This window comes from Acinetobacter larvae (assembly GCF_001704115.1).
Classification (GTDB): Bacteria; Pseudomonadota; Gammaproteobacteria; order Pseudomonadales; family Moraxellaceae; genus Acinetobacter; species Acinetobacter larvae.
In genome coordinates this window covers 458281-480527 of record NZ_CP016895.1, presented here as the reverse complement: position 1 = coordinate 480527, position 22247 = coordinate 458281, and the positions used below count along the sequence as shown (strand labels likewise).

34 protein-coding genes and 1 pseudogene are annotated in these 22247 nt (G+C 43.6%); 6 read left to right on the top strand and 29 right to left on the bottom strand.

Annotated features, from left to right (window positions below):
* Positions 1 to 14: 14 nt before the first annotated feature.
* The 28 genes and pseudogenes from BFG52_RS02195 to BFG52_RS02065 form a co-directional block, all read right to left on the bottom strand.
* Positions 15 to 1022, bottom strand: a complete 1008-nt coding sequence (locus tag BFG52_RS02195) for a DNA-directed RNA polymerase subunit alpha (protein ID WP_067552039.1) — start codon at positions 1020 to 1022, stop codon at positions 15 to 17.
* A gap of 17 nt (positions 1023 to 1039) precedes the next feature.
* Complete coding sequence (rpsD, locus tag BFG52_RS02190; RefSeq protein ID WP_034587451.1) at positions 1040 to 1663, bottom strand: 30S ribosomal protein S4; 624 nt, start codon at positions 1661 to 1663, stop codon at positions 1040 to 1042.
* A 12-nt stretch (positions 1664 to 1675) separates the two neighbouring features.
* The gene (rpsK, locus tag BFG52_RS02185; protein ID WP_004281491.1) at positions 1676 to 2062 is read right to left on the bottom strand and encodes a 30S ribosomal protein S11; all 387 of its coding nucleotides are present in this window, start codon (positions 2060 to 2062) and stop codon (positions 1676 to 1678) included.
* A gap of 19 nt (positions 2063 to 2081) precedes the next feature.
* Positions 2082 to 2438, bottom strand: coding sequence for a 30S ribosomal protein S13 (gene rpsM / locus BFG52_RS02180; protein WP_067552032.1), 357 nt, complete (start codon positions 2436 to 2438; stop codon positions 2082 to 2084).
* Between the two features lie 108 nt (positions 2439 to 2546).
* A complete protein-coding gene (gene rpmJ / locus BFG52_RS16560; protein WP_017395330.1) occupies positions 2547 to 2663 on the bottom strand; it encodes a 50S ribosomal protein L36 in 117 nt (38 codons plus the stop codon).
* Between the two features lie 20 nt (positions 2664 to 2683).
* Complete coding sequence (secY, locus tag BFG52_RS02175; protein WP_171257356.1) at positions 2684 to 4003, bottom strand: preprotein translocase subunit SecY; 1320 nt, start codon at positions 4001 to 4003, stop codon at positions 2684 to 2686.
* Positions 4004 to 4048: 45 nt separating this feature from the next.
* The gene (rplO, locus tag BFG52_RS02170) at positions 4049 to 4489 is read right to left on the bottom strand and encodes a 50S ribosomal protein L15 (RefSeq protein ID WP_067552023.1); all 441 of its coding nucleotides are present in this window, start codon (positions 4487 to 4489) and stop codon (positions 4049 to 4051) included.
* A gap of 3 nt (positions 4490 to 4492) precedes the next feature.
* Positions 4493 to 4669 (bottom strand): 50S ribosomal protein L30, encoded by a 177-nt coding sequence (gene rpmD, locus BFG52_RS02165; RefSeq protein ID WP_067552021.1) that lies wholly within the window; start codon positions 4667 to 4669, stop codon positions 4493 to 4495.
* 6 nt (positions 4670 to 4675) lie between these two features.
* Entirely contained in the window at positions 4676 to 5173 is a 498-nt protein-coding gene (rpsE, locus tag BFG52_RS02160) for a 30S ribosomal protein S5 (protein ID WP_067552019.1), read from the bottom strand.
* A 2-nt stretch (positions 5174 to 5175) separates the two neighbouring features.
* Positions 5176 to 5526, bottom strand: a complete 351-nt coding sequence (gene rplR, locus BFG52_RS02155; RefSeq protein ID WP_067552017.1) for a 50S ribosomal protein L18 — start codon at positions 5524 to 5526, stop codon at positions 5176 to 5178.
* 14 nt (positions 5527 to 5540) lie between these two features.
* A complete protein-coding gene (gene rplF / locus BFG52_RS02150) occupies positions 5541 to 6074 on the bottom strand; it encodes a 50S ribosomal protein L6 (protein ID WP_067552014.1) in 534 nt (177 codons plus the stop codon).
* A gap of 13 nt (positions 6075 to 6087) precedes the next feature.
* On the bottom strand, positions 6088 to 6483 hold the full coding sequence (gene rpsH, locus BFG52_RS02145; RefSeq protein WP_067552012.1) for a 30S ribosomal protein S8: 396 nt from the start codon (positions 6481 to 6483) through the stop codon (positions 6088 to 6090).
* 13 nt (positions 6484 to 6496) lie between these two features.
* Positions 6497 to 6802, bottom strand: coding sequence for a 30S ribosomal protein S14 (rpsN, locus tag BFG52_RS02140; RefSeq protein ID WP_067552010.1), 306 nt, complete (start codon positions 6800 to 6802; stop codon positions 6497 to 6499).
* 9 nt (positions 6803 to 6811) lie between these two features.
* Entirely contained in the window at positions 6812 to 7348 is a 537-nt protein-coding gene (gene rplE, locus BFG52_RS02135; protein WP_067552008.1) for a 50S ribosomal protein L5, read from the bottom strand.
* Between the two features lie 15 nt (positions 7349 to 7363).
* The gene (gene rplX, locus BFG52_RS02130) at positions 7364 to 7681 is read right to left on the bottom strand and encodes a 50S ribosomal protein L24 (protein WP_067552005.1); all 318 of its coding nucleotides are present in this window, start codon (positions 7679 to 7681) and stop codon (positions 7364 to 7366) included.
* Between the two features lie 11 nt (positions 7682 to 7692).
* Entirely contained in the window at positions 7693 to 8061 is a 369-nt protein-coding gene (gene rplN / locus BFG52_RS02125) for a 50S ribosomal protein L14 (protein ID WP_067551997.1), read from the bottom strand.
* Positions 8062 to 8153: 92 nt separating this feature from the next.
* Entirely contained in the window at positions 8154 to 8411 is a 258-nt protein-coding gene (gene rpsQ, locus BFG52_RS02120; RefSeq protein ID WP_067551995.1) for a 30S ribosomal protein S17, read from the bottom strand.
* Entirely contained in the window at positions 8408 to 8605 is a 198-nt protein-coding gene (gene rpmC, locus BFG52_RS02115; RefSeq protein ID WP_067551992.1) for a 50S ribosomal protein L29, read from the bottom strand. Before rpmC ends, rpsQ begins: the two co-directional genes overlap by 4 nt.
* Positions 8605 to 9018, bottom strand: a complete 414-nt coding sequence (gene rplP / locus BFG52_RS02110) for a 50S ribosomal protein L16 (protein WP_067551990.1) — start codon at positions 9016 to 9018, stop codon at positions 8605 to 8607. The genes rpmC and rplP overlap by 1 nt, the downstream gene beginning before the upstream one ends.
* Positions 8958 to 9774, bottom strand: a pseudogene (rpsC, locus tag BFG52_RS02105) (30S ribosomal protein S3). The gene rplP and the pseudogene rpsC overlap by 61 nt, the downstream one beginning before the upstream one ends.
* 1 nt (position 9775) lies before the next feature.
* Entirely contained in the window at positions 9776 to 10105 is a 330-nt protein-coding gene (gene rplV, locus BFG52_RS02100; RefSeq protein WP_067551984.1) for a 50S ribosomal protein L22, read from the bottom strand.
* 10 nt (positions 10106 to 10115) lie between these two features.
* Complete coding sequence (rpsS, locus tag BFG52_RS02095; protein WP_004869548.1) at positions 10116 to 10391, bottom strand: 30S ribosomal protein S19; 276 nt, start codon at positions 10389 to 10391, stop codon at positions 10116 to 10118.
* Between the two features lie 19 nt (positions 10392 to 10410).
* A complete protein-coding gene (gene rplB, locus BFG52_RS02090; RefSeq protein ID WP_067551980.1) occupies positions 10411 to 11235 on the bottom strand; it encodes a 50S ribosomal protein L2 in 825 nt (274 codons plus the stop codon).
* An 11-nt stretch (positions 11236 to 11246) separates the two neighbouring features.
* Positions 11247 to 11567 carry a 50S ribosomal protein L23 gene (gene rplW / locus BFG52_RS02085; RefSeq protein WP_067551977.1) on the bottom strand — a complete coding sequence of 107 codons (321 nt, stop codon included), beginning with the start codon at positions 11565 to 11567 and terminating at the stop codon, positions 11247 to 11249.
* Positions 11564 to 12166 carry a 50S ribosomal protein L4 gene (gene rplD / locus BFG52_RS02080; RefSeq protein ID WP_067551974.1) on the bottom strand — a complete coding sequence of 201 codons (603 nt, stop codon included), beginning with the start codon at positions 12164 to 12166 and terminating at the stop codon, positions 11564 to 11566. Before rplD ends, rplW begins: the two co-directional genes overlap by 4 nt.
* 11 nt (positions 12167 to 12177) lie before the next feature.
* A complete protein-coding gene (rplC, locus tag BFG52_RS02075; RefSeq protein ID WP_067551970.1) occupies positions 12178 to 12816 on the bottom strand; it encodes a 50S ribosomal protein L3 in 639 nt (212 codons plus the stop codon).
* Positions 12817 to 12875: 59 nt separating this feature from the next.
* Entirely contained in the window at positions 12876 to 13187 is a 312-nt protein-coding gene (gene rpsJ / locus BFG52_RS02070; RefSeq protein ID WP_004725677.1) for a 30S ribosomal protein S10, read from the bottom strand.
* Between the two features lie 554 nt (positions 13188 to 13741).
* The gene (locus BFG52_RS02065) at positions 13742 to 14635 is read right to left on the bottom strand and encodes a type 1 glutamine amidotransferase (protein ID WP_081408592.1); all 894 of its coding nucleotides are present in this window, start codon (positions 14633 to 14635) and stop codon (positions 13742 to 13744) included.
* A gap of 204 nt (positions 14636 to 14839) precedes the next feature.
* Between BFG52_RS02065 and BFG52_RS02060 the strand changes: the two genes are divergently transcribed.
* From BFG52_RS02060 to yihA, 6 genes are all read left to right on the top strand, one after another.
* Positions 14840 to 16033 carry a PLP-dependent transferase gene (locus BFG52_RS02060; protein WP_067551964.1) on the top strand — a complete coding sequence of 398 codons (1194 nt, stop codon included), beginning with the start codon at positions 14840 to 14842 and terminating at the stop codon, positions 16031 to 16033.
* 235 nt (positions 16034 to 16268) lie between these two features.
* Entirely contained in the window at positions 16269 to 17807 is a 1539-nt protein-coding gene (locus BFG52_RS02055) for a helicase HerA-like domain-containing protein (protein ID WP_067551962.1), read from the top strand.
* Between the two features lie 173 nt (positions 17808 to 17980).
* Positions 17981 to 18739 (top strand): class I SAM-dependent methyltransferase, encoded by a 759-nt coding sequence (locus BFG52_RS02050; RefSeq protein ID WP_067559009.1) that lies wholly within the window; start codon positions 17981 to 17983, stop codon positions 18737 to 18739.
* A gap of 129 nt (positions 18740 to 18868) precedes the next feature.
* Entirely contained in the window at positions 18869 to 20077 is a 1209-nt protein-coding gene (gene hmpA / locus BFG52_RS02045) for an NO-inducible flavohemoprotein (RefSeq protein WP_067551960.1), read from the top strand.
* 243 nt (positions 20078 to 20320) lie between these two features.
* Positions 20321 to 20782, top strand: coding sequence for an RrF2 family transcriptional regulator (locus tag BFG52_RS02040; RefSeq protein WP_067551957.1), 462 nt, complete (start codon positions 20321 to 20323; stop codon positions 20780 to 20782).
* Positions 20783 to 20915: 133 nt separating this feature from the next.
* Complete coding sequence (gene yihA, locus BFG52_RS02035) at positions 20916 to 21788, top strand: ribosome biogenesis GTP-binding protein YihA/YsxC (RefSeq protein WP_067551954.1); 873 nt, start codon at positions 20916 to 20918, stop codon at positions 21786 to 21788.
* Positions 21789 to 21920: 132 nt separating this feature from the next.
* On the opposite strand, the gene BFG52_RS17185 is transcribed toward yihA, so the two are convergent.
* Positions 21921 to 22241 (bottom strand): S66 peptidase family protein, encoded by a 321-nt coding sequence (locus tag BFG52_RS17185; RefSeq protein ID WP_218921013.1) that lies wholly within the window; start codon positions 22239 to 22241, stop codon positions 21921 to 21923.
* Positions 22242 to 22247 lie beyond the last annotated feature (6 nt).

The window sequence follows — 22247 nt, the reverse complement described above, 5'->3', positions numbered from 1 at the left end:
ATAGTCCTACTTAATTAGCGGCTACGATAGGCGAAACGATCGTCCATACGGAGACTAGCTGGTGGCCAGTTCTCTAAACGCATGCCGAGTTGTAAGCCTTTTGAAGCCAAAACATCTTTAATCTCAGTCAACGATTTCTTACCTAAGTTAGGCGTTTTTAATAGCTCAACTTCAGTACGTTGTACAAGATCACCAATGTAGTAAATATTTTCTGCCTTCAAACAGTTAGCAGAACGAACAGTTAGCTCTAGATCATCTACTGGACGAAGCAAGATCGGGTCAACTTCTTCACGAGGTTCTTGTGCAACTGGTGCTTGATCTTTCTGAAGATCAACAAAAATTGCAATTTGTTGTTGCAAGATTGTTGCCGCTTTGCGGATTGCTTCTTCGGGATCAACGGTACCATTTGTTTCAAGATCGATAACAAGTTTGTCCAAATCGGTACGTTGTTCTACACGCGCATTTTCTACGGTATAGGACACACGCTCAACTGGGCTATAAGACGCATCTAATTGTAAACGACCCACTGGGCGAGTTTCGCCTTCAGGGAAACGTGAATCAGATGTTTCATAACCACGACCTTGAGCTACTTTCAAACGCATTTTCAATGCGCCTGATGCACTCAAAGTACCAATTAAGTGATCTGGATTAACCACTTCAACATTATGAGGTAAGCGCAGGTCTGCCGCAGTGACATCACCTGGACCTTGTTTCTCTAATGTTAAATATGCTTCGTTTTGATCGAACAGCTTAATAGACAACCCTTTTAGGTTCAGCAAGAGCTCGACGATGTCCTGCTGCAAGCCTTCTAAAGTACTGTACTCGTGTTCGACACCTTCTATTTCAACTTCAACCACAGCAGCGCCAGGTAAAGAAGACAATAGGATGCGACGTAAAGCATTACCCAAAGTATGGCCAAAACCACGCTCTAAAGGTTCCAGAATCACTTTTGCCGAGGTCCCGCTTGCCGCTTCGACCTTGATCGCTTGCGGAGTAAGAAACTCGTTTGCAGTACGCGTCATTATTGCTACCTCAAGGATTATTTAGAATACAATTCTACAATCAAGCTTTCGTTGATTTCAGCAGGTAAATCAGAACGATCTGGAGCAGCTTTAAATGTACCTTCAAGTTTAGAGTGATCTACTTCCATCCACGAAGGAATACCACGTTGAGCTGCTAACTCAATTGCGTTTTTAATACGTAATTGTTGTTTAGCACCTTCGTGAACTGCAATTACATCACCAGCTTTCACTTGAATAGACGCGATGTTAACACGACGACCATTTAGCGTAATGCTGCGGTGAGATACAAGCTGACGAGCTTCTGCACGTGTAGAACCAAAACCCATGCGATAAACGACGTTATCAAGGCGGCTTTCAAGCAATTTCAACAAGTTTTCACCTGTTGCACCTTTTACACGAGCTGCTTCTTTATAGTAATTACTAAATTGACGCTCTAACACACCGTACATGCGACGTACTTTTTGTTTTTCGCGTAATTGTAGTGAATACTCAGATTGTTTTGCACGACTTTGACCATGTTGGCCAGGCGCTTTAGCATGTTTTTTAGTTTTGACGTCAAATGGTTTAACGCCAGATTTGAGCTGCAGGTCTGTCCCTTCGCGACGAGAGAGTTTGCATTTTGGACCAATATAACGAGCCATGAATGTTTCTCCTTACACGCGACGTTTTTTAGGTGGACGGCAACCGTTGTGCGGAATCGGAGTCACATCGGTAATGCTGTTAATCTTATAACCCACTGCACCTAATGCACGAACCGCAGACTCACGACCAGGACCAGGACCTTTTACAAGGACGTCCAAGTTTTTCAAACCGTAATCTAAAGCTGCTTTACCAGCAACTTCAGCAGCTACCTGAGCAGCAAACGGAGTTGATTTACGTGAACCACGGAAGCCTTGTCCACCTGAGGTGGCCCAAGCCAATGCATTACCTTGACGATCGGTAATCGTTACAATGGTGTTATTAAAAGACGCGTGAATGTGTGCAACACCTTCAGAGACGGTACGAGTGACCTTCTTGCGTGCGCGAGTATCTTTTGCCATCTTTTAGCTTCCAGAAATCTTACTTTTTAATAGGTTTGCGCGGACCTTTACGGGTACGTGCGTTAGTTTTGGTGCGTTGACCACGGACAGGCAAGCTGCGACGATGACGAAGACCGCGGTAGCAGCCTAGATCCATTAAACGTTTGATGTTCATGGAAATTTCGCGACGTAAATCACCTTCGGTAGGAACCTTAGCAACTTCTGCACGAATCGCATCAAGCTGAGCATCATCCAATTCACGGATTTTAGTAGTCGGTGCAATACCCGCAGCAGCCAAAATAGTCTGAGCAGTATGACGACCTACACCAAAGATGTACGTGAGAGAGATAACAGCGTGCTTGTTATCCGGAATGTTTACACCGGCAATACGAGCCATTCAATTTTCTCCAAAAAGGCAGTAGAGATAATCAACCGCCCCACAAAAAGCTTTGAGGGGCGGATATTAACCTAATTTGCCTACTGAAATCAACAGGTCTTAATTAAATTAACCTTGACGCTGCTTATGACGAGGTTCTGCGTTACAAATTACGCGGATAACCCCATTACGACGGATAACTTTACAGCTACCACATATTTTCTTTACAGAAGCTTGTACTTTCATGATGAAACCTCTAAGTGCGCTTATCCCTTAGGATGAGCAGTCGTTTTCTTCATTAGTGTTTGGTTGTCATATTGATGCGAAGTGAGATGCGCCTGTAGCTGAGACATAAAGTCCATCACGACAACAACAACGATCAGCAAAGAAGTACCACCCAAATGGAATGAAATACCAAAAGAACTTTGCAAGACCATCGGCATCAAACAAATTACAGTAATGTAAATTGCACCGATAAAAGTCAAACGACTAAGAATATGATCTAAATAACGAGCAGTTTGCTCACCTGGGCGTATACCAGGCACATAAGCTCCGCTACGTTTCAAATTCTCAGAAACCTCTTTAGGGCTAAATTGCAATGCCGTATAGAAATAACAGAAGAAGATAATTAACGCACCGAATAGCACCAAATATAAAGGCTTGCCAGGCGATAAAACTAAGGCCAATTCTTGCAAGGTCTGTCTTACAAATCCTGCATTCGGATCTGTGCTACCCAACCATTGACCTAAACTTGCGGGAAATAATAACAGCGAACTTGCAAAAATTGCTGGTATCACCCCTGCCATGTTAATTTTTAGTGGTAAATGGTTTTTTTGTGTAACGACATGACGACCTTGTTGCTTTTGAGCATAGCTGACAGGAATGCGTCGTTGTGCTTTTTCAATAAACACCACAGCAGCAAGTACAGCGATCGAGAGTACACCAAAAATCGTTAAGCCAATTAAGCCAAGGTTACCACCGCTATCTGCAGATGAAATCGCCTGCAAAATTAAGTTTGGTAAACCGGCTACAATACCAGCAAAAATGATCATGGAGATCCCATTACCAATGCCACGTTCGGTAATTTGTTCACCTAACCACATCAGGAACATGGTACCTGCAACCAAAGAGGTGACAGCTGGAACAAAAAATGCGACGCCTGTGCTGAGGGTAATCCCTTGGCTAATCAGACCTGCACACATCCCGACCCCTTGTACCAAGGCCAGAAATAACGTGCCATAACGTGTATATTGGTTAATCTTACGCTTACCCTGCTCACCTTCCTTTTTCAAGGCTTCCAGTGAAGGTACCACGGTTGACATCAACTGCACGATAATCGATGCAGAGATGTAAGGCATGATACCCAGCGCAAAAATTGACATGCGTTCCAATGCACCACCGGAGAACATGTTAAACAAGCCCAAGAATGTACCTTCATTGTCCTTGAAAAACTGTGCTAGGGCGACATTGTCAATACCTGGCAACGGAATATGCGCTCCTAGTCGAAACACAACCAAGGCACCAATCAAAAACATTAACCGGCGTATGATTTCACGATATTTCACGTAAAATGGTTGTCCTTTCATCAAATGTACATGATCGGAAGAACTAGGAGACATACTCACTGGCCATTACTCCTCGACTTTACCGCCAGCTGCTTCAATCGCAGCTTTAGCGCCTTTAGTCACAGCAACACCTTGTACAGTGAATGCACGAGTGATTTCACCTGAAAGCACGACACGCGCACGCAACATATCTTTACGTACAACGTTAGCCGCTTTTAAAGTCTCAAGGCTAACGATGTCGCCTTCAACTTTAGATAATTCAGACAAACGCACTTCAGCAGTTTTCAAAGCGATTTGGCTGGTAAAACCGAATTTAGGTAAGCGACGGTATAATGCTGTTTGACCACCTTCGAATCCTGGACGGACACCACCACTTTTACGTGATTTTTGACCTTTTACACCACGACCACCAGTTTTACCAACACCAGAACCGATACCACGACCTACGCGAAGATTTTCGCGTTTAGCACCTTCTGCAGGTGCAAGTTCATTTAAACGCAGAGTCATGGCTTATTCCTCTACAGTAACCATATAGTAGACTTTGTTGATCATACCGCGGTTAGAAGGCGTATCTTGCACTTCTACAGTATGACCAATACGACGCAGACCTAAACCTTGTAGGCAAAGTTTATGATTTTTTAAACGATGCGAAGAAGATTTAGTCTGGGTAACTTTAATCGTTTTCATGATTGATTACCCTAAAATTTGTTCTACTGAAAGACCACGTTTAGCAGCCACCTTTTCAGGTGTAGTCATATCACGCAGACCATTGAAAGTCGCGTTTACAACGTTTGCAGCATTCGTAGAACCATAACATTTCGTCAATACGTTACGCACACCGGCAGCTTCCAATACAGCACGCATAGAACCACCAGCGATTACGCCAGTACCTTCAGATGCAGGTTGCATGAAAACACGGCTAGCGCCATGACGAGCATGAATTGGGTGTTGTAAAGTGCCGTCAGCAAGCTCGATAGAGATCATGTTACGACGAGCAGCTTCAAGTGCTTTAGAAATAGCAGCTGGAACTTCACGTGCTTTACCACGACCAAAACCTACACGACCATTACCATCGCCAACAACAGTCAATGCTGTGAAGGAGAAAATACGACCACCTTTTACCACCTTGGCTACACGATCAACGGCAACCAGCTTTTCAACGAGACCTTCGTTTTGTTCAACTTTCGCCATGATTAGAACTCCAAGCCGCCTTCACGGGCAGCATCAGCCAAGGCTTTGATACGACCATGATATTTAAAACCAGAACGGTCAAACGCAACTTTGGTTACGCCTGCTGCTTTCGCACGTTCTGCGATTAAAGCACCTACTTTAGTCGCTGCTTCAATATTACCAGTTGCGCCAGCACGCAATGTAGCGTCCAAAGTAGAAGCTTGCGCCAATACTTTGCCACCATCTGCTGAAATAACTTGCGCATAGATGTGACGCGGAGTGCGGTTTACACACAAACGAGTCGCACCCAATGCACGGATGTGCAAGCGTGTGCTTTTCGCACGACGCAAACGGGATTGTTTCTTTTCGTTCATAAGAACCTCGCGCCTTATTTCTTCTTAGCTTCTTTACGAAGAACAACTTCATCCGAATAACGAACACCTTTACCTTTATATGGTTCTGGTGCGCGGTATGCACGGATTTCAGCAGCCACTTGACCTAACAATTGTTTGTTAGCCGATTTAAGTACAACTTCAGTTGCACTTGGCGTTTCTGCAGTTACACCTTCAGGAAGGGTGTAATCGATTGGGTGAGAAAAACCAAGGTTTAGGTTAACAACGTTACCTTTAACCGCAGCTTTATAACCAACACCAATCAGTTGTAACTTACGTTCAAAACCTTCGCTAACACCTTTTACAAGGTTGTTCAATACAGCGCGAGCAGTACCAGCTTGCATCCAAGCGTCTTTCGACTCTTTTGCAGGAGCAAAGCTTAATGTACCGTCTTCCTGTTTAAGCTCGACCAGCGCATGCAGGTTGAAAGACAATGTACCTTTGCTGCCTTTCACTTCGACCTGCCGGCCGTTCTGAGTAACTGTTACACCATTTGGTACAGTTACTGGGGCTTTAGCCACACGAGACATGAGGAATCACCTATTAAGAAACAAAAGCAACAACTTCACCACCAACACCAGCAGCGCGTGCTGCACGGTCAGTCATGATGCCTTTGCTTGTAGAAACAATTGCAATACCCAAACCTTGCTTAACGCTCGGTAGATTATTTTTACCGCGATACTGACGTAGACCTGGGCGGCTTACGCGTTTCACAGTTTCAATAACTGGCTTGCCTTCGAAATATTTTAAAGTAATCGTTAAGGTTGCTTTACCGTCTTCTTCACCTACTGCAACATCAGAAATATAACCTTCTTGTTGTAGTAGATTTGCGATAGCAACTTTTAACTTTGAATTTGGCATAGAAACAGTTTGTTTTTTTGCCATTTGAGCGTTACGAACACGGGTTAGCATGTCGGCAACAGTATCTTGCATACTCATTTATTGTCGCCCCTTACCAGCTTGCCTTAACCACGCCTGGTACATCACCCTGCATTACTGTGTCACGTAATTTGTTACGGCTTAAGCCGAACTTACGGAAATAACCATGTGGACGACCAGTCAGACCACAACGGTTACGTAGACGTACAGGAGACGCATTACGTGGCAATGCTTGTAACTTTAACATCGCTTCAAAACGCTCTTCGTCGCTTGCATTGATATTTGCAATCGTTGCTTTTAATTCAGCACGTTTTGCAGCAAATTTAGCAACTGTTTTCTCGCGTTTTAATTCGCGATTAATCATACCTTTCTTAGCCATATCGACCTCTTATTTGAACGGGAAGCCGAATGCACGCATAAGCGCACGGCCTTCGTCATCGGTGCGAGCAGTAGTAGTGATAGTAATATCCATACCACGAATACGATCAATCTTGTCAAAATCGATTTCAGGGAAAACGATTTGCTCTTTCAAACCCATAGAGTAGTTACCACGACCATCAAATGATTTCGCAGAGAAACCACGGAAGTCACGGATACGCGGGATTGTGATTGAGATCAAACGGTCCAAGAATTCGTACATTTGGTTGCCGCGTAAAGTTACTTTACAACCGATTGGCCAACCATCACGGATTTTGAAACCAGCGATTGATTTACGTGCAAGTGTAAGCACTGGTTTTTGACCAGCAATTGCTTGCATGTCCGAAAGCGCACCATCTAATAATTTCTTATCAGCTGCAGCAGCACCTACACCCATGTTAAGGGTGATTTTGGTAATGCGAGGGATCTGCATTACATTCTCTAGGCCCAATTCCTTTTGTAATTGAGCTTTGAGTTCTTCGTTATAGCGTGTTTTAAGTCTGGCCATTGCCTATTCAACCTATTACTTCGCTGTCGCCACTGATTCACCAGAAGATTTGTAAACACGTGTTTTCACACCGTCAACAACCTGATAACCAACACGATCAGCCTTTTGGGTTGTAGCATTTAAAATTGCCACATTAGAAATGTGAAGCGAAGCTTCTTGTGTCACGATACCGCCTTCGGCGCCAGTTACACGATTCGGCTTTTGATGCTTCTTCACCAAATTAAGACCTTCGACCTTAACTCGATCATTTGAAATAGACAAAACAGTCCCCTGTTTGCCTTTTTCTTTACCTGCGATCACGATTACTTGATCGCCTTGCTTAATCTTAGCCATGATTGCCTCTATTATAGAACTTCAGGAGCCAATGAAATGATTTTCATGAACTGTTCAGTACGAAGTTCACGTGTCACTGGTCCAAAGATACGAGTTGCAATCGGAGCCTTATTGTTGTTCAAGATTACAGCAGCATTGTCATCAAAACGGATCACTGAACCGTCTGGACGGCGCACGCCGAACTTTGTACGTACAACAACAGCATTCATCACGTCGCCTTTTTTAACACGGCCACGAGGAATCGCTTCTTTTACAGTAACTTTAATAATGTCGCCAACAGAAGCGTAACGACGATGTGAACCACCTAGTACTTTAATACATTGTACCCGGCGCGCACCGCTGTTATCTGCTACGTCGAGCATACTTTCGGTCTGAATCATTGCCCTACTCCAAAACCGAGCATCACCGGTCACAATTTCGAAAGGAACAAAGAATACTCGAAACTGTCCGATGATGCAACAAGAACGTCTAATTACTCAGCAGCTGCTTCAACCACTTCAACCAAAGTCCAAGCTTTAGTTTTAGAAATTGGGCGGCTTTCTTTAATGGTCACAACATCGCCTAATTTAGCAGTGTTGTTCTCATCATGAGCGTGTAATTTTGTTGAACGGCGAAGTAATTTGCCATACAACGGGTGTTGAACGCGGCGTTCAATAAGAACAACAATAGACTTGTCCATTTTGTCGCTTACGACTTTGCCGGTTAACGTGCGGACTGTATTTTCACTCATTGTCCGTTCCCCTGTTTTTCGGTAAGGAGGGTCTTAATACGAGCAACTGCTTTACGAGCAACTTGCACTTCGTGCGATTTGCCCAATTGACCAGTAGCTTTAGCCATACGAAGACGGAATTGGTTCAACTGCTGCTCATCAAGCAAAGCTGTCAACTCTTCTACCGACTTTTCACGTAGATCTTTAGTTTTCATTACATTACCGTCCGAGTCACGATAGTGGTTTTAAACGGAAGTTTAGCAGCAGCAAGCGCAAACGCTTCTCTTGCTAATTCTTCGTTCACACCTTCCATTTCGTACAGGATCTTACCTGGTTTGATTTCACAAACCCAGTATTCCACACTACCTTTACCTTTACCCATACGTACTTCTAATGGTTTTTGTGTAATTGGTTTGTCTGGGAATACGCGGATGAAAATCTTACCACCACGTTTTACACGACGGCTGATGGTACGACGCGCTGCTTCAATTTGACGCGCAGTCATACGACCACGTTCAACTGATTTCAATGCGATAGTACCAAATGATACTGTACTGCCACGATTTGCTAGACCAGTGTTACGGCCTTTTTGCACCTTGCGGAATTTAGTACGTTTAGGTTGCAACATGGATTATTCTCCTTTTTCAGCAGAACGATCATTGCGACGACCACGACGCTCTTGACCTTCACCACGACCGCGACCGCGTTTAGCTGGACGTTCTTCAGCTGGTGCTGGGTTCATGACTTGTTTCATGCCACCCAAGATTTCACCACGGAAAATCCAAACTTTAACACCAATCGTACCGTAAGTTGTTTCTGCACGCATAGTTGCATAATCGATGTCTGCACGAAGCGTATGTAAAGGTACACGACCTTCACGATACCACTCAGTACGCGCAATCTCTGCACCACCTAAACGGCCTGAAACTTCAACTTTGATACCCTTCGCACCAGCACGCATGGTGTTTTGTACCGCACGCTTCATCGCGCGACGGAACATAACACGTTTTTCAAGTTGAGAAGCAATAGCTTCAGCAACAAGACGTGCGTCTAAGTCAGGGCGATCGATTTCATTGATGCTTACTTGCGCTGGAACACCCATAATTTGAGTAAGTTCGCGCTGTAATTTTTCAATATCTTCGCCTTTTTTACCGATCACGATACCAGGACGAGCAGTACTAATGGTTACTTTAGCTGCGCCTGTTGGGCGTTCGATAAGAATATTGCTTACCATCGCATTCTTAAGTTTTTTAATTAAAAACTCACGAACTTGAAGATCTTTAAGCAAGTATTCAGCATATTGTTTCGGATTCGCATACCAGTTAGCGTTATGACGTTTCACAACACCTAGGCGGATACCGATTGGATGAACCTTCTGACCCATATCAAACCCCTACCTTAACGGTGATGTGACAAGTACGTTTGGTAATACGATCTGCACGGCCTTTAGCACGTGGCATAATACGTTTCAGGCTAGTGCCTTCGTCAACGTAAATCGTAGAAACCTTAAGATCGTCTACATCTAAACTGTTGTTATGTTCAGCGTTAGCAATTGCAGATTCCAAAGCTTTTTTCACAAGAACAGCAGCTTTTTTGTTGCTGAAGTTCAAGATGTTTAAAGCGTGCGCAACAGATTTGCCGCGAATAAGGTCTGCAACCAAACGTGCTTTTTGTGCCGAGATGGCGGCACCGCGTAATTTAGCAGTTACTTCCATTGTGAGCACCTTAACGTTTAGACTTCTTGTCAACACCGTGACCACGATAGGTACGAGTTGGCGCGAATTCACCGAGTTTATGACCAACCATATGTTCAGATACAATCACTGGAACATGGTTACGGCCATTGTGAACAGAAATTGTTAAACCAACAAAATCTGGGAGGATCATCGAACGACGCGACCAAGTTTTGATCGGCTTACGAGAATTACTCGCTACAGCCGCTTCAACCTTAGCGAACAAGTGCGCATCGACGAATGGGCCTTTTTTCAGAGAACGAGGCATTGTCAGATTCCTTTACTTGTTACTTAACGCGACGGTCGCGAATGATCATCTTAGTCGTACGCTTATTGGTACGTGTCTTGTACCCTTTCGCTTTTTGACCCCATGGGCTTACAGGTTGAATACCTTTGTTACGCCCTTCACCACCACCATGTGGGTGATCAATCGGGTTCATCGCCATACCACGAACGGTAGGACGAACACCACGCCAGCGTGAAGCACCAGCTTTACCCAATGAACGTAGGTTGCTTTCTTGGTTAGAAACTTCACCAATTACAGCACGGCATTCAACGTGTACTTTACGCATTTCGCCTGAACGCAAACGAATGATGGCGTAAGAACCGTCACGACCCAACAACTGAACCGAAGTACCAGCTGAACGAGCAATTTGCGCGCCTTTACCAATCTTAAGTTCGATATTGTGTAGTGTAGAACCGATTGGCATGTTGCGTAGTGGCAAGCAGTTACCGGTACGAATTGGTGCATCGTTACCAGATTGTACTTTATCGCCAGCACGTAAACCTTTCGGCGCAATAATATAACGACGTTCACCGTCAGCATACTTCAACAATGCGATGTGTGCAGTACGGTTTGGATCGTATTCAATACGCTCAACAACAGCTGGAACGCCATCTTTATTACGTTTGAAATCGACAAGACGATAGTGTTGCTTATGACCACCACCAACGTGACGAGTTGTAATATGACCGTTGTTATTACGACCACCAGTACGTTTTTTAGCTTCTACCAACGGTGCATATGGCGCGCCTTTATGGAGATGTGGATGAACCACTTTCTCTACAAAGCGACGTCCTGGAGACGTTGGCTTACATTTTTGAATCGGCATAATTTTCGTCCTTATTCCGCTGCGCTTTCAGCGGTATCGCCCAAGTCAGCCATTTCAACATCTTGGCCAGCTTTCAGGGTGACGTATGCTTTTTTAACATCAGAACGACGTCCTAATGTTTTACCAAAGCGTTTAGTCTTACCTTTAGTGATTGTTGTGTTTACTTTCACAACTTCAACACCAAATAATTGCTCTACTGCTTTTTTAACTTCAAGCTTAGTTGCATCAAGTGCAACAGTAAAAACTTGAACACCAGCAGTGTCGCCTAAAACTTGTGCTTTTTCTGAAATCACTGGTCCTTTGAGGACTTGATATAAACGTTCGTTGTTCATCCGAGTTCTACCTCAATTTTCTTAGCAGCAGCAACAGACATAACAACTTTATCAAACGCAATCAAACCAACAGGATCGATAGCAGTCGCATCAACCACATCAACGTGTGGAAGGTTACGTGCAGCTAGATATAGGTTTTCATCTACAGCGTCAGTAACGATCAATGCACGAGTAGCGTTCAAGTCGTTTAGTTTTGCAAGCAATTCTTTAGTTTTAGGTGCTGTAACAGCAAACTCTTCAACCAATACAAGACGATCTTGGCGAACAAGTTCAGCTAAGATACATTGCATTGCACCGCGGTACATTTTGCGGTTAACTTTTTGAGACCAATCTTGTGGACGAGCAGCAAAAGTTTTACCACCACCCACCCAGATTGGGCTACGAATAGAACCAGCACGAGCGCGGCCAGTACCTTTTTGACGGAATGGTTTTTTACCACCGCCAGATACGTCTGCACGTGATTTTTGAGCGCGAGAACCTTGACGACCACCAGCTAAATAAGCTGTAACCACTTGGTGTACAAGCGCTTCATTAAATTCGCGTCCGAAAGCAACTTCAGACAATTCAACAGCAGAGCCGGAAACAGTTTTTAAATTCACGTTATTTCCCCTCAGGCCTTGATTGTAGGACGAACGATAACGTCACCACCTGTTGCGCCAGGAATTGCACCTTTTACAACGAGTACTGAACGTTCAGCGTCGATAGAAACAACTTCAAGACCTTGAACTGTAACGCGTTCTGCACCTAGGTGCCCAGCCATTTTCTTGCCTTTGAACACGCGTCCAGGTGTTTGGTTTTGACCTGTAGAACCTAAAACACGGTGAGAAACAGAGTTACCATGTGTAGCATCTTGGGTACGGAAGTTCCAACGTTTAACACCACCTTGGAAACCTTTACCTTTAGACTGACCAGTTACGTCAACAACTTGACCTACTGTAAACAAGTCAACACCGATAGTACCACCAACTTCACGACCTTCTAGGTCAGCTTCAGTAGCACGGAATTCTTGAACCAAACGACCAGCAGCAACACCCGCTTTCGCAAAGTGACCTTTCTGAGCATTTGTTACACGAGATTCGCGACGTTCGCCTGTAGTAATCTGAATCGCTTGATAACCATCAGTTTCAAGCGTTTTAATTTGAGTGATACGGTTTGGATCAACTTCGATCACTGTTACAGGCACAGAGACGCCGGCATCTGTGAAGATACGGGTCATACCGCACTTACGACCGACTAAACCAATAGCCATGTGTGTAAACCTCTTAAAAAGCGGCTTAATTAACTTAGAGTGTTAATTAACCGAAAGCCTTAACCCAATGCGATCTGAACATCAACACCAGCTGCTAGATCTAATTTCATCAACGCATCAACAGTTTTGTCTGTTGGCTGCACGATATCGATCAAACGTTTGTAAGTGCGGATTTCATATTGATCACGCGCATCTTTGTTAACATGCGGTGAAGTTAGAACGTTGAAGCGTTCGATGCGAGTTGGCATCGGGATTGGACCACAAACTTGTGCGCCAGTACGCTTAGCGGTTTCTACGATCTCTTGAGAAGATTGATCAATCAGACGATGATCAAAAGACTTAAGACGGATACGGATTCTCTGGTTAGACATACCAGTAAACTCCAAGCCAAATATATAAAGAATCACCCTTGACGCACCTCACCCGTTGGCAAGTGTCAAAGGCAGTGAAAATCACTAGGGTCGTGATCGATGCCACGACTGTAACGATCTAAATAATCCACTTATTGTGTGATTATTTACCCCTCATCATAAAAGGGCTGCTCATTATAACCACTATTGCAAGCGATAGCAAATGATATTCGCCACTCTTTTTAAATCCTTGGCTCGCACAGCACTATGATATTTTTTTCAAATAAATCAATTTATTAAACACTTAAAACCCAAGGAGCAACGCTATAAACTTGCAGTAGACTTGATTGACAAAAATAGCAACTTCTCTGTATGTAAAATAATCAAAATCAGGACTTCACAACAGACTTCACCACAACAGTTGCCCAAAGCAGATATTTGCTCTTTTATGATGCTACGAACATGCTGCCTTAAAACTGTATCTCCAAGTATCTCGAATATCTCCCATATGGCTCAAAACAACATCCCCAGCCCATGGGATGAAGCTTGTCAAAAACAGACTGGTGATTGCTAAGCTAGCATTTGACATGTTTTTGCCGAGAATAAGACAACACATAGTCAATGGCACGTTGCAATAACAAAGCTCCTTGTCGGCAGCCCATGAGCACGGCTTGGTGATCATCTTGTGCCAAAGCATCTTGATGACTTACTTGATCATTTACTTGGTCATTTACCTGACGATTTACTTGATGACTTAACTGATCATTTACTTGGTCATTTAGCTGACGATGTACTTGATGGTTTACTTGCTTACATTCGAGAGAACTTAAAGACTGAGCAGCATTATCTTTTAGTTGCTGTGACTGTTCTTCACATAGGCTTTGATAACGCTGTGGTGTGATCTCAGGATGAAATTGAAATGCCAAAACATGCTGCTCAATCTGAAATGCTTGGTGATGATAATCATGACTATAGGCCAAAGCAATTGCACCACGTGGCAATGCATAGCCCTGTTGATACCATTGTAAGACCTGTGTCTGCTGTGGCATCTGAAAATGTGCTACGCGCTGTACGCGATCTGCATAAGCATAAACCTGTTGCCAGCCACAGACCATCAGCTTTCGATCAGATGCAATTGCCCCTAAACTCTGGGCCAAGACTTGTGCACCAACCCCCACCGCAATCAATGGCTTTTTACTTGCCAAATAACGCCTAAGCCAACGCTTTTCTGTTTTAAGCCATGGATAATACAGCTCATCTTGCAATTGCAATAAACTACCCATCACAATCAATAAATCGACATCATCAATCTCAGGTAAAGCATCAAGTTCGATATCGAATAAAGATGGCAGGGCAAAAAACTCAGTACTACTGAGCTGAGCACCTAGACTGTGTAGATAATCCTTACAATTCCCAAAACCTTCATCGGCTGCATGTTGGAAAAAATGTACCTGTATGTTATTCATCATAATGGTCCTTATGCCTGATCAGTCGGTCTGGCGAATAACCAGAATAGTGATACTGAACTAGCAAAATTAAGACCAAGCTATGTCACGATTTGGTATCTAAGTATAAGCTGCGCTTTTTGTTGCTTTTTGTTTTAGATTTCACTTTGCCTCACAGATAAAATATGTTTTTCTTAAGCTATTCTTATTGTTGATTTTGATCGTCTAATGTCTAAAAAATATAGCCCCCAAACCCAACTTCTACATGCTACACGTTTAGCACCACAATACTTAAATACAATTCAACCGCCACTGTATCGTGCATCAACAATTATCTTCTCAGATATTGCTGCACTAGAACAACGCCACTGGACGGATCCTTATGATTATAGTTATGGCACACATGGCACGCCAACAACTTACACTTTGGCCGATCAAATCGCACAAATCGAAGGCGGCAAATATACATTATTAGCACCCAGTGGTTTATCAGCCATTAACCTCGTCAATAGCTGCTTATTAAAACAGGGGGATGAAGTTTGGATTCCCGATAATATCTACGGTCCCAATCAAGAACACCTACAGTATTTATCGGAACACTACAATATCCATGTAGGTATTTATAACCCAATGGCGATTGATAGCTTCCAACCCAGCGCACAATGCAAGCTCCTTTGGCTAGAAGCTGCGGGTTCGGTCAGCCTTGAATTTCCAGACCTGCTTGCTTTTATTCACAAAGCCAAACAAGCCAATATTTTAACTGCACTCGACAATACTTGGGGAGCTGGGTTAGCTTTTAATCCCTTTGATCTCGGTGATGCACACAGCGCTGTCGATATCAGTGTCCATGCACTGACCAAATACCCCAGTGGCGGTGGCGATATCCTCATGGGTTCAATCACCACCACACACCGCCCGCTGCATCTGCGTTTATTAAAAATGCATGCTTTACAAGGTATTGCTGTCTCCGGCGATGACTGTGCGCAAATCCAACGCAGCCTATCCTCCATGCGTATACGCTATCAACAACAATGTCAAAGTGCATTGCAATTAACTAACTGGCTCAAGACGCAAACTGCTTTTGCCCAAGTCTTGCATCCTGCCCTGCCAGATAGCCCAGGTCATCAACATTGGCAACAACTCTGCCCAACAGGGCTCGCCGCAGGTCTGGTCAGTGTTATTTTTAAAGCAGACTATAGCTTGGCACAGGTCAAACAATTTATTGAACAACTGCAGTTATTTAAAATCGGCTTTAGCTGGGGAGGACCAATTAGCCTAGTGATGTATTACCAAATCCATAAAATGCGTGCATGCGAACACGCTCATCTGAGCGATGGCATATTGGTCCGCTTCTGTATTGGGCTTGAACAAACAGAGGACTTAATCGCAGATATAGAACAAGCCTTGACCCGCATAGTCTAGCCAAAGATCGAATAACAATGTCACCAGCACAAGCAGCGACAAGCCGTTGCGACTTGTGCTGTACTTTGGATTGAATAGATTGATTACACGTATGGTATGTTCCCATTTCAGGTACTTAAACCAATTAAGACACACCCAGCAAGCTTGCAATCATTGGCAATCGTTCTTTTAATGATCAATCCAACTAACTGTGTTATAAATCACAATACATTCCAACAAAATATAAGAGTTAACAATGGGAACGCCTCTGATCATCGCCAAAGAAAGTGCTGATACAACAAAAAATATTGTTTTATATTCACAACTTGCCAATCGTCATGGGCTTATTGCTGGTGCAACAGGCACAGGCAAAACCATCACACTCAAAGTCCTCGCCGAAAGCTTTTCTCGGCTTGGTGTACCGGTCTTTTTGGCCGATGCCAAAGGTGATGTGTCCAGTCTTGCCATGGCTGGCAGTCATCATGAAAAATTTGATCAACGCCTTAGCTTACTCCAAGTCCATGAGATTGAGTTTGCAGCGGCACCCGTGCTCTTTTGGGACTTATTTGGCAAGCAAGGCCATCCTATACGCACCACGATTTCCGAAATCGGACCACTCTTATTGGCACAGATTTTAAATTTAAATGATACCCAACAAGGCGTATTGTCTGCGGTATTTCGTATTGCAGATGATCAAGGCTTATTATTGATTGATTTTAAAGACCTTAAAGCCATGCTCAGCTATGTGAGTGAAAACGCGAGTCAACTCAAAAATGAGTATGGCAACCTTTCTGCCGCTAGTCTTGGTGCGATACAGCGTAATTTATTGGCACTGGCGGATCAGGGTGGTGAATTATTTTTTGCTGAACCCAGTTTGGACATCATGGATTTTCTGCAAACAGACAGCAAAGGACATGGCTATATCAATGTGCTGGCTGCAGATCAGCTCATGAATACCCCCAAGCTCTATGCCAGTTTTTTGCTATGGATGCTCTCCGAACTCTTTGAAAAACTACCTGAAGTTGGTGATCTAGAACAACCTAAACTGGTCTTTTTCTTTGATGAAGCACATCTATTATTTGCCAATCATAATACTGCATTACAACAAAAAATTGAGCAAGTGCTACGCTTAATTCGCTCTAAAGGTGTCGGTATTTATTTTGTCACGCAAAATCCCTTGGACCTGCCTGAAACGATCTTAGGTCAATTGGGTAATCGTATCCAACATGCCTTACGTGCCTTTACTCCAAAAGAGCAGAAAGCGGTAAAAAGTGCAGCACAAACTTTTCGTGCCAATCCTGCATTTGATGTCAGTGAAGTGATCACCCAACTGGCTGTTGGCGAGGCACTGATCAGCTGCCTCGATGAAAATGGTACACCGCAAATCGTACAACGCGGTTGGATTATGCCACCCTATACTAGTTTTAGCCCTATCAGCCCACAACAACGCCAAGATTTTTTAGCAAATAGCATCATTGCTGGGGTTTATGAAAAAGTGCTGGATCGAGACAGCGCCTATGAAATGTTACAGCGCAAAGTCACTGAGCAAGAACAACAACGCCAAGCCGAAATAGCCGCCAAAGCGACGAGCAAGCAACAACAAATACTTGATAAAGAGCAAGAAAAACAACTTAAACAACAGATCAAAGCCGATGAACAAGCAGCACAAGCCCGCTCCAAATTGAGCGAAGATGTACTGAGTACCTTTGCTAAAAGTGCCGCGCGCAGCCTCGGTGGACCTACAGGGCAAAAACTGCTTCGTGGCATACTCGGCTCACTTTTTGGCAAAAAATAGCGCAACATAGCAGCTGAAATCTATGCATAGGTCTGTACGCGAATCATAGCGAAAGATGTATCTACTACGGTTTTTATGCGTTCTAAGTACATTGCGCTCTTCGCAACATAGACTTCAGTGCGATTTCAGGTAGACTTCGCGCTATCTGGATGATCAAACAGGATGGTTTTAAAATGAATTGGAATTACAACAGTCTATCAGCCGAAGTCTACCAACTCGACAAAGCCATTGGCACAAGCTTCGGTGATGTTGAATATTATGCGCAACGTCTACAAGGCATAAACGGTAAAATCTTAGAAGCTGGCGTAGGTACGGGGCGTATTCTTATTCCACTCCTGCAACAAGGTCTTGATGTGCTGGGTTTTGATTATTCCAAACAGATGCTAGATTATTGTCAAAAAAACCTAGCCAGCCAGCAACTCGCGCAGGATTGTGTACAACAATTTAGTTTTACCGACTTTGACTATAATGATGTCTTTGATGCCATTATTGTGCCGACAGGCACCATTTTACTGTTGCAACATGCACAAGATTTTACCGAGTTTCTACAGCGTAGCTACCAGCACTTAGCCGATCAAGGGCGCTTAATTTTTGATATTTTCTTCCAGCACAACTTTCAAGTCGGTCACACCACCACACGTACTTTTCACACCGAAAACAACGATTTAATTACCCTACAAATCACCCAGTCTGCCATTGATTATGTCCAGCAAACCACCACTACCCACCACCGCTATGAGAAATGGCGCGACCAACAGATCATTCAAAGTGAATTTGAAATCTTTAGTCTGCACTGGTATGGCATTGCAGAACTGAAACAGTTGCTCAGCCAAGCTGGCTTTAGCGATATCCAATTCTGTTCTGATTATGATCCACAGCAAGCGCCACACAATGATTCTGAAATCATTACGGTAGAAGCTTATAAAAAATAAGCTTTAATAACAAATAATTAGATCATTGTTTTGCAATGGTCTAATTTTATTTATAAAGATGTATTGCAAATACATCTTTAAATATGTATTTTAAATATATCTTTTAAATATAGCCAAGAGAGATCGCCAATGACTCCACAGCAAATTGATTTGGTCAAAGCAACTGTTCCTGTACTTCGTGAGAATGGTGTTACGCTTACCCAGTATTTTTACAACCGTATGCTTGGTAATAATCCTGATTTAAAAGAGGTATTCAACTTAGGGCACCAACGTAGTGGCGCGCAGGCACAAGCATTGGCGGGTGCGGTTTTGGCTTATGCAGAAAATATTGAAGATCCATCTGTGCTGTCTTCAGCCATCGAGTTAATTGCGCATAAACATGTCAGCTTAAATATTCAAGCACCGGACTACAACATTGTAGGCGAGAACTTATTACACTCGATTAGTGAAGTGCTCGACATCCCCATGGAAGATCCCTTAATTGAGGCATGGGCTGTTGCCTACGGTAAATTGGCAGATGTATTGATCAATGCTGAACGTGACATGTATCAACAGCATGAAAAAACCAAAGGTAGCTGGTTGGGCTGGCGCAAGTTTAAAATTGCCGAAAAAGTACAAGAAAGTGAAGAGATTAGCTCTTTCTACCTACAACCTGTAGACGGTCAAGCCCTTCCAAGCTACCAAGCAGGACAATATATTTCGGTACGCGTATTGGTACCAGAGTTAGGCTTAAAACAACCTCGCCAATACACACTTTCGACCAACCCGCATGAAGACTATTTACGCATCTCGGTCAAACGTGAGCCGGCCAAAGAAGACAAAGTTGCGGGCTGGGTGTCTAATAGCTTACACAATTTACCACAAGGTGCTGAAATTGAAGTCTCTGCACCCACAGGTAATTTTTACTTGATCGATAGTCATAAAACCAATGTATTGATCAGTGGTGGTGTCGGTCTCACCCCAATGGTGGCTATGCTCAATCAATTGGTTGCGCAAGACATGCCTCAAGCTGTGCACTTCATTCATGCTTGTCGTAACAGTAAAGTACATGCCATGAAGCAACACCTCAAAGATTTACAAGCAGAGTATCCACAGCTCAAAACTTGGGTCGCATATGAATTTCCAACAGCGCAAGATGTACTCGGACAAGACTATCAGGCAGTTGGTCGTTTAGCGCTTGCGCAGTTAGATACAGCGCTCTTACCCGCAGATGCAGATTATTATCTCTGTGGTCCAATGCCATTTATGGCAGAACAGCGTCAGGCATTGCTCGACCAAGGCATTCCTGCACAAAACATTCACACCGAAGCCTTTGGCACTGGTGGTGTTAAGCTCTAAGCACTTGGGCTGCGCATCTGCACTTTATGCGCAGCCTTTTTTTAAATAACTTGTTTTTTAATAACTTACTACGCTTTCAATTTTTCGCAATATCCAGCGGCTGTAACACTCCCAACAAAGCATCAAGGTCACATGTTTGCTCAGGTGGGTCTATGTTAGACTATGGCATATCGTCACCTCCCCTTTCAGACGATACGATGCCCCAAAGCACCTGAGCTTTTTTAAACTTGCGATTAGGTCGATATGCAACTCAACAAATTTACTGACTATGCATTACGTATATTGATGTATATTGCGCGACCGCGTGATATTCCCTATACCATTGCTGAAATTGCCCAAGACCTACAGGTCTCGCAAAATCACTTGGTCAAAATTGTGCATTTCATGGCAAAGCAAGACTGGCTGATTACCACTCGCGGCAAAGGTGGTGGCATTCGTTTACATCCTCAAGCCCTTGAACAACGTTTAGGTGATATGGTGCGGATCCTCGAAGGAGATACCCCCATCGTACAATGCCACAACCCACCTTGTGTACTGCGTGTCAACTGTGGACTCAAAGGCATTTTAGATCACGCCCTACAACAGTTTTATGATGATCTCAATCGTTATCAATTGGGCGAAGTCTTACAAAACGCACCAACAGCAACGCCCTCTAGTACAAAATCGGCAATTGAATTTTTAAGCATTGATGCGACTGCGCCATAAACAGTAGCGCGCTTTTTCAGCGCAATCACAAGCAAATAACATATTTATCGGGTTAAACTTGGTGAAAATTCGCCTCTCACAGCTTGATCCTTTATAATGCACCTTGTTGACGATTACAGTTAAAAGTTCAGTTATGCATCGCAGTAGTGGAAAGTCTAGAAATAGCAAAACGGCCAATGCGCCAAAACAGAAAATTACCTATACCAAGAAGGTCGATCCAGTACTTTCTGAATATGCGAATGCAACACTCAGCTGGTTACGCCAAGCTGAATTTTCCATGAGTGCGCCTAAACTCGACTTGTGTGTTGAAGACACAGGCTACGAGATTGCTTTTGCGGGTCGTTCCAATGCTGGAAAATCCAGTGCCATCAATGCACTGACCAATCAAAAACAATTGGCGCGCGCATCAAAACGTCCTGGTCGTACCCAGATGATTAACTTTTTTAATCTGGGCAATCCCGATCAACGCTTGGTCGACTTACCCGGTTATGGTTATGCGGCTGTGCCTGAAGCAATGAAATTGGTTTGGCAGAAAGAACTGGAAAACTATTTAATCCATCGTCAAAGCTTACAAGGCTTAGTACTGCTGATGGACATTCGCCATCCACTGCAACACTTTGACATTATGATGTTGCAATGGGCACATTCCAGAAAACTGTTTGTGCATGTGCTCCTCACCAAAGCCGATAAACTCAATCGTGGTCCAGCCAATAAAACCCTACTTGAAGTACAACAACAATTGAAAAAAATGGGGCTAAATTTCTCAATTCAATTGTTCTCATCTTTAAATAAACTTGGCTTAGAAGAACTGGCCAGCGTCATGGGTGGACGATTGAATTTTACCTTAGCGCAGCAAAACCACCATGCAAATGCACCAGATGCAGAGCTCGACTTATTGGCAGGAATTGATCTAGATGCCATTGAAATTGCCGGTGAAGCAGATGCTGAAAGCCTAGAGCAAAGTGAGTCTGATCAATCGACAAACTCACCATCGTTAAAACCTTAAAGAACGACAGTTATAACAACAGGTGTAGTCATCACTACACCTATTAGCAATAAAATTTTCCGCTGTCATTCAGTATGGTTTTTTACTGTAAGACGATTATAGTCACTTATGATTTTTAACGTATTCATACAATCAAACGTCATATCCAATCCGCTGCCTTAAAATAGCCATCCGACCATCAAAGGATATTTCGGCTAGAGCACCATTGACCAAGCTCACCTGCGGCGGAACATGACCAATATCGGCATCATAGAGAACGGGAATCATGAAATCACCAAATATACGTTCTAATATCTCTAATTCTGTCAACTGATCTGTAGCTGCTAATGGCGCTGCGCTACGTCCAATTAAAACCGCACCTAGTTCATCAAACCAGCCCTGTAATTTTAAACTCATCAAACAACGTAATAACTGGCAAGGCGACATTTCTACATTTTCAAAATAAAGTATCACGCCCTG

What these genes read in the sequence shown, in the direction of transcription:
- BFG52_RS02195 (WP_067552039.1), bottom strand. Translation starts at nt 1,022, where the DNA reads ATGACGCGTACTGCAAACGAGTTTCTTACTCCGCAAGCGATCAAGGTC.
- rpsD (WP_034587451.1), bottom strand. Translation starts at nt 1,663, where the DNA reads ATGGCTCGTTATATTGGTCCAAAATGCAAACTCTCTCGTCGCGAAGGG.
- rpsK (WP_004281491.1), bottom strand. Translation starts at nt 2,062, where the DNA reads ATGGCAAAAGATACTCGCGCACGCAAGAAGGTCACTCGTACCGTCTCT.
- rpsM (WP_067552032.1), bottom strand. Translation starts at nt 2,438, where the DNA reads ATGGCTCGTATTGCCGGTGTAAACATTCCGGATAACAAGCACGCTGTT.
- rpmJ (WP_017395330.1), bottom strand. Translation starts at nt 2,663, where the DNA reads ATGAAAGTACAAGCTTCTGTAAAGAAAATATGTGGTAGCTGTAAAGTT.
- secY (WP_171257356.1), bottom strand. Translation starts at nt 4,003, where the DNA reads ATGAAAGGACAACCATTTTACGTGAAATATCGTGAAATCATACGCCGG.
- rplO (WP_067552023.1), bottom strand. Translation starts at nt 4,489, where the DNA reads ATGACTCTGCGTTTAAATGAACTTGCACCTGCAGAAGGTGCTAAACGC.
- rpmD (WP_067552021.1), bottom strand. Translation starts at nt 4,669, where the DNA reads ATGAAAACGATTAAAGTTACCCAGACTAAATCTTCTTCGCATCGTTTA.
- rpsE (WP_067552019.1), bottom strand. Translation starts at nt 5,173, where the DNA reads ATGGCGAAAGTTGAACAAAACGAAGGTCTCGTTGAAAAGCTGGTTGCC.
- rplR (WP_067552017.1), bottom strand. Translation starts at nt 5,526, where the DNA reads ATGAACGAAAAGAAACAATCCCGTTTGCGTCGTGCGAAAAGCACACGC.
- rplF (WP_067552014.1), bottom strand. Translation starts at nt 6,074, where the DNA reads ATGTCTCGTGTGGCTAAAGCCCCAGTAACTGTACCAAATGGTGTAACA.
- rpsH (WP_067552012.1), bottom strand. Translation starts at nt 6,483, where the DNA reads ATGAGTATGCAAGATACTGTTGCCGACATGCTAACCCGTGTTCGTAAC.
- rpsN (WP_067552010.1), bottom strand. Translation starts at nt 6,802, where the DNA reads ATGGCTAAGAAAGGTATGATTAATCGCGAATTAAAACGCGAGAAAACA.
- rplE (WP_067552008.1), bottom strand. Translation starts at nt 7,348, where the DNA reads ATGGCCAGACTTAAAACACGCTATAACGAAGAACTCAAAGCTCAATTA.
- rplX (WP_067552005.1), bottom strand. Translation starts at nt 7,681, where the DNA reads ATGGCTAAGATTAAGCAAGGCGATCAAGTAATCGTGATCGCAGGTAAA.
- rplN (WP_067551997.1), bottom strand. Translation starts at nt 8,061, where the DNA reads ATGATTCAGACCGAAAGTATGCTCGACGTAGCAGATAACAGCGGTGCG.
- rpsQ (WP_067551995.1), bottom strand. Translation starts at nt 8,411, where the DNA reads ATGAGTGAAAATACAGTCCGCACGTTAACCGGCAAAGTCGTAAGCGAC.
- rpmC (WP_067551992.1), bottom strand. Translation starts at nt 8,605, where the DNA reads ATGAAAACTAAAGATCTACGTGAAAAGTCGGTAGAAGAGTTGACAGCT.
- rplP (WP_067551990.1), bottom strand. Translation starts at nt 9,018, where the DNA reads ATGTTGCAACCTAAACGTACTAAATTCCGCAAGGTGCAAAAAGGCCGT.
- rplV (WP_067551984.1), bottom strand. Translation starts at nt 10,105, where the DNA reads ATGGAAGTAACTGCTAAATTACGCGGTGCCGCCATCTCGGCACAAAAA.
- rpsS (WP_004869548.1), bottom strand. Translation starts at nt 10,391, where the DNA reads ATGCCTCGTTCTCTGAAAAAAGGCCCATTCGTCGATGCGCACTTGTTC.
- rplB (WP_067551980.1), bottom strand. Translation starts at nt 11,235, where the DNA reads ATGCCGATTCAAAAATGTAAGCCAACGTCTCCAGGACGTCGCTTTGTA.
- rplW (WP_067551977.1), bottom strand. Translation starts at nt 11,567, where the DNA reads ATGAACAACGAACGTTTATATCAAGTCCTCAAAGGACCAGTGATTTCA.
- rplC (WP_067551970.1), bottom strand. Translation starts at nt 12,816, where the DNA reads ATGGCTATTGGTTTAGTCGGTCGTAAGTGCGGTATGACCCGTATCTTC.
- rpsJ (WP_004725677.1), bottom strand. Translation starts at nt 13,187, where the DNA reads ATGTCTAACCAGAGAATCCGTATCCGTCTTAAGTCTTTTGATCATCGT.
- BFG52_RS02065 (WP_081408592.1), bottom strand. Translation starts at nt 14,635, where the DNA reads ATGATGAATAACATACAGGTACATTTTTTCCAACATGCAGCCGATGAA.
- BFG52_RS02060 (WP_067551964.1), top strand. Translation starts at nt 14,840, where the DNA reads ATGTCTAAAAAATATAGCCCCCAAACCCAACTTCTACATGCTACACGT.
- BFG52_RS02055 (WP_067551962.1), top strand. Translation starts at nt 16,269, where the DNA reads ATGGGAACGCCTCTGATCATCGCCAAAGAAAGTGCTGATACAACAAAA.
- BFG52_RS02050 (WP_067559009.1), top strand. Translation starts at nt 17,981, where the DNA reads ATGAATTGGAATTACAACAGTCTATCAGCCGAAGTCTACCAACTCGAC.
- hmpA (WP_067551960.1), top strand. Translation starts at nt 18,869, where the DNA reads ATGACTCCACAGCAAATTGATTTGGTCAAAGCAACTGTTCCTGTACTT.
- BFG52_RS02040 (WP_067551957.1), top strand. Translation starts at nt 20,321, where the DNA reads ATGCAACTCAACAAATTTACTGACTATGCATTACGTATATTGATGTAT.
- yihA (WP_067551954.1), top strand. Translation starts at nt 20,916, where the DNA reads ATGCATCGCAGTAGTGGAAAGTCTAGAAATAGCAAAACGGCCAATGCG.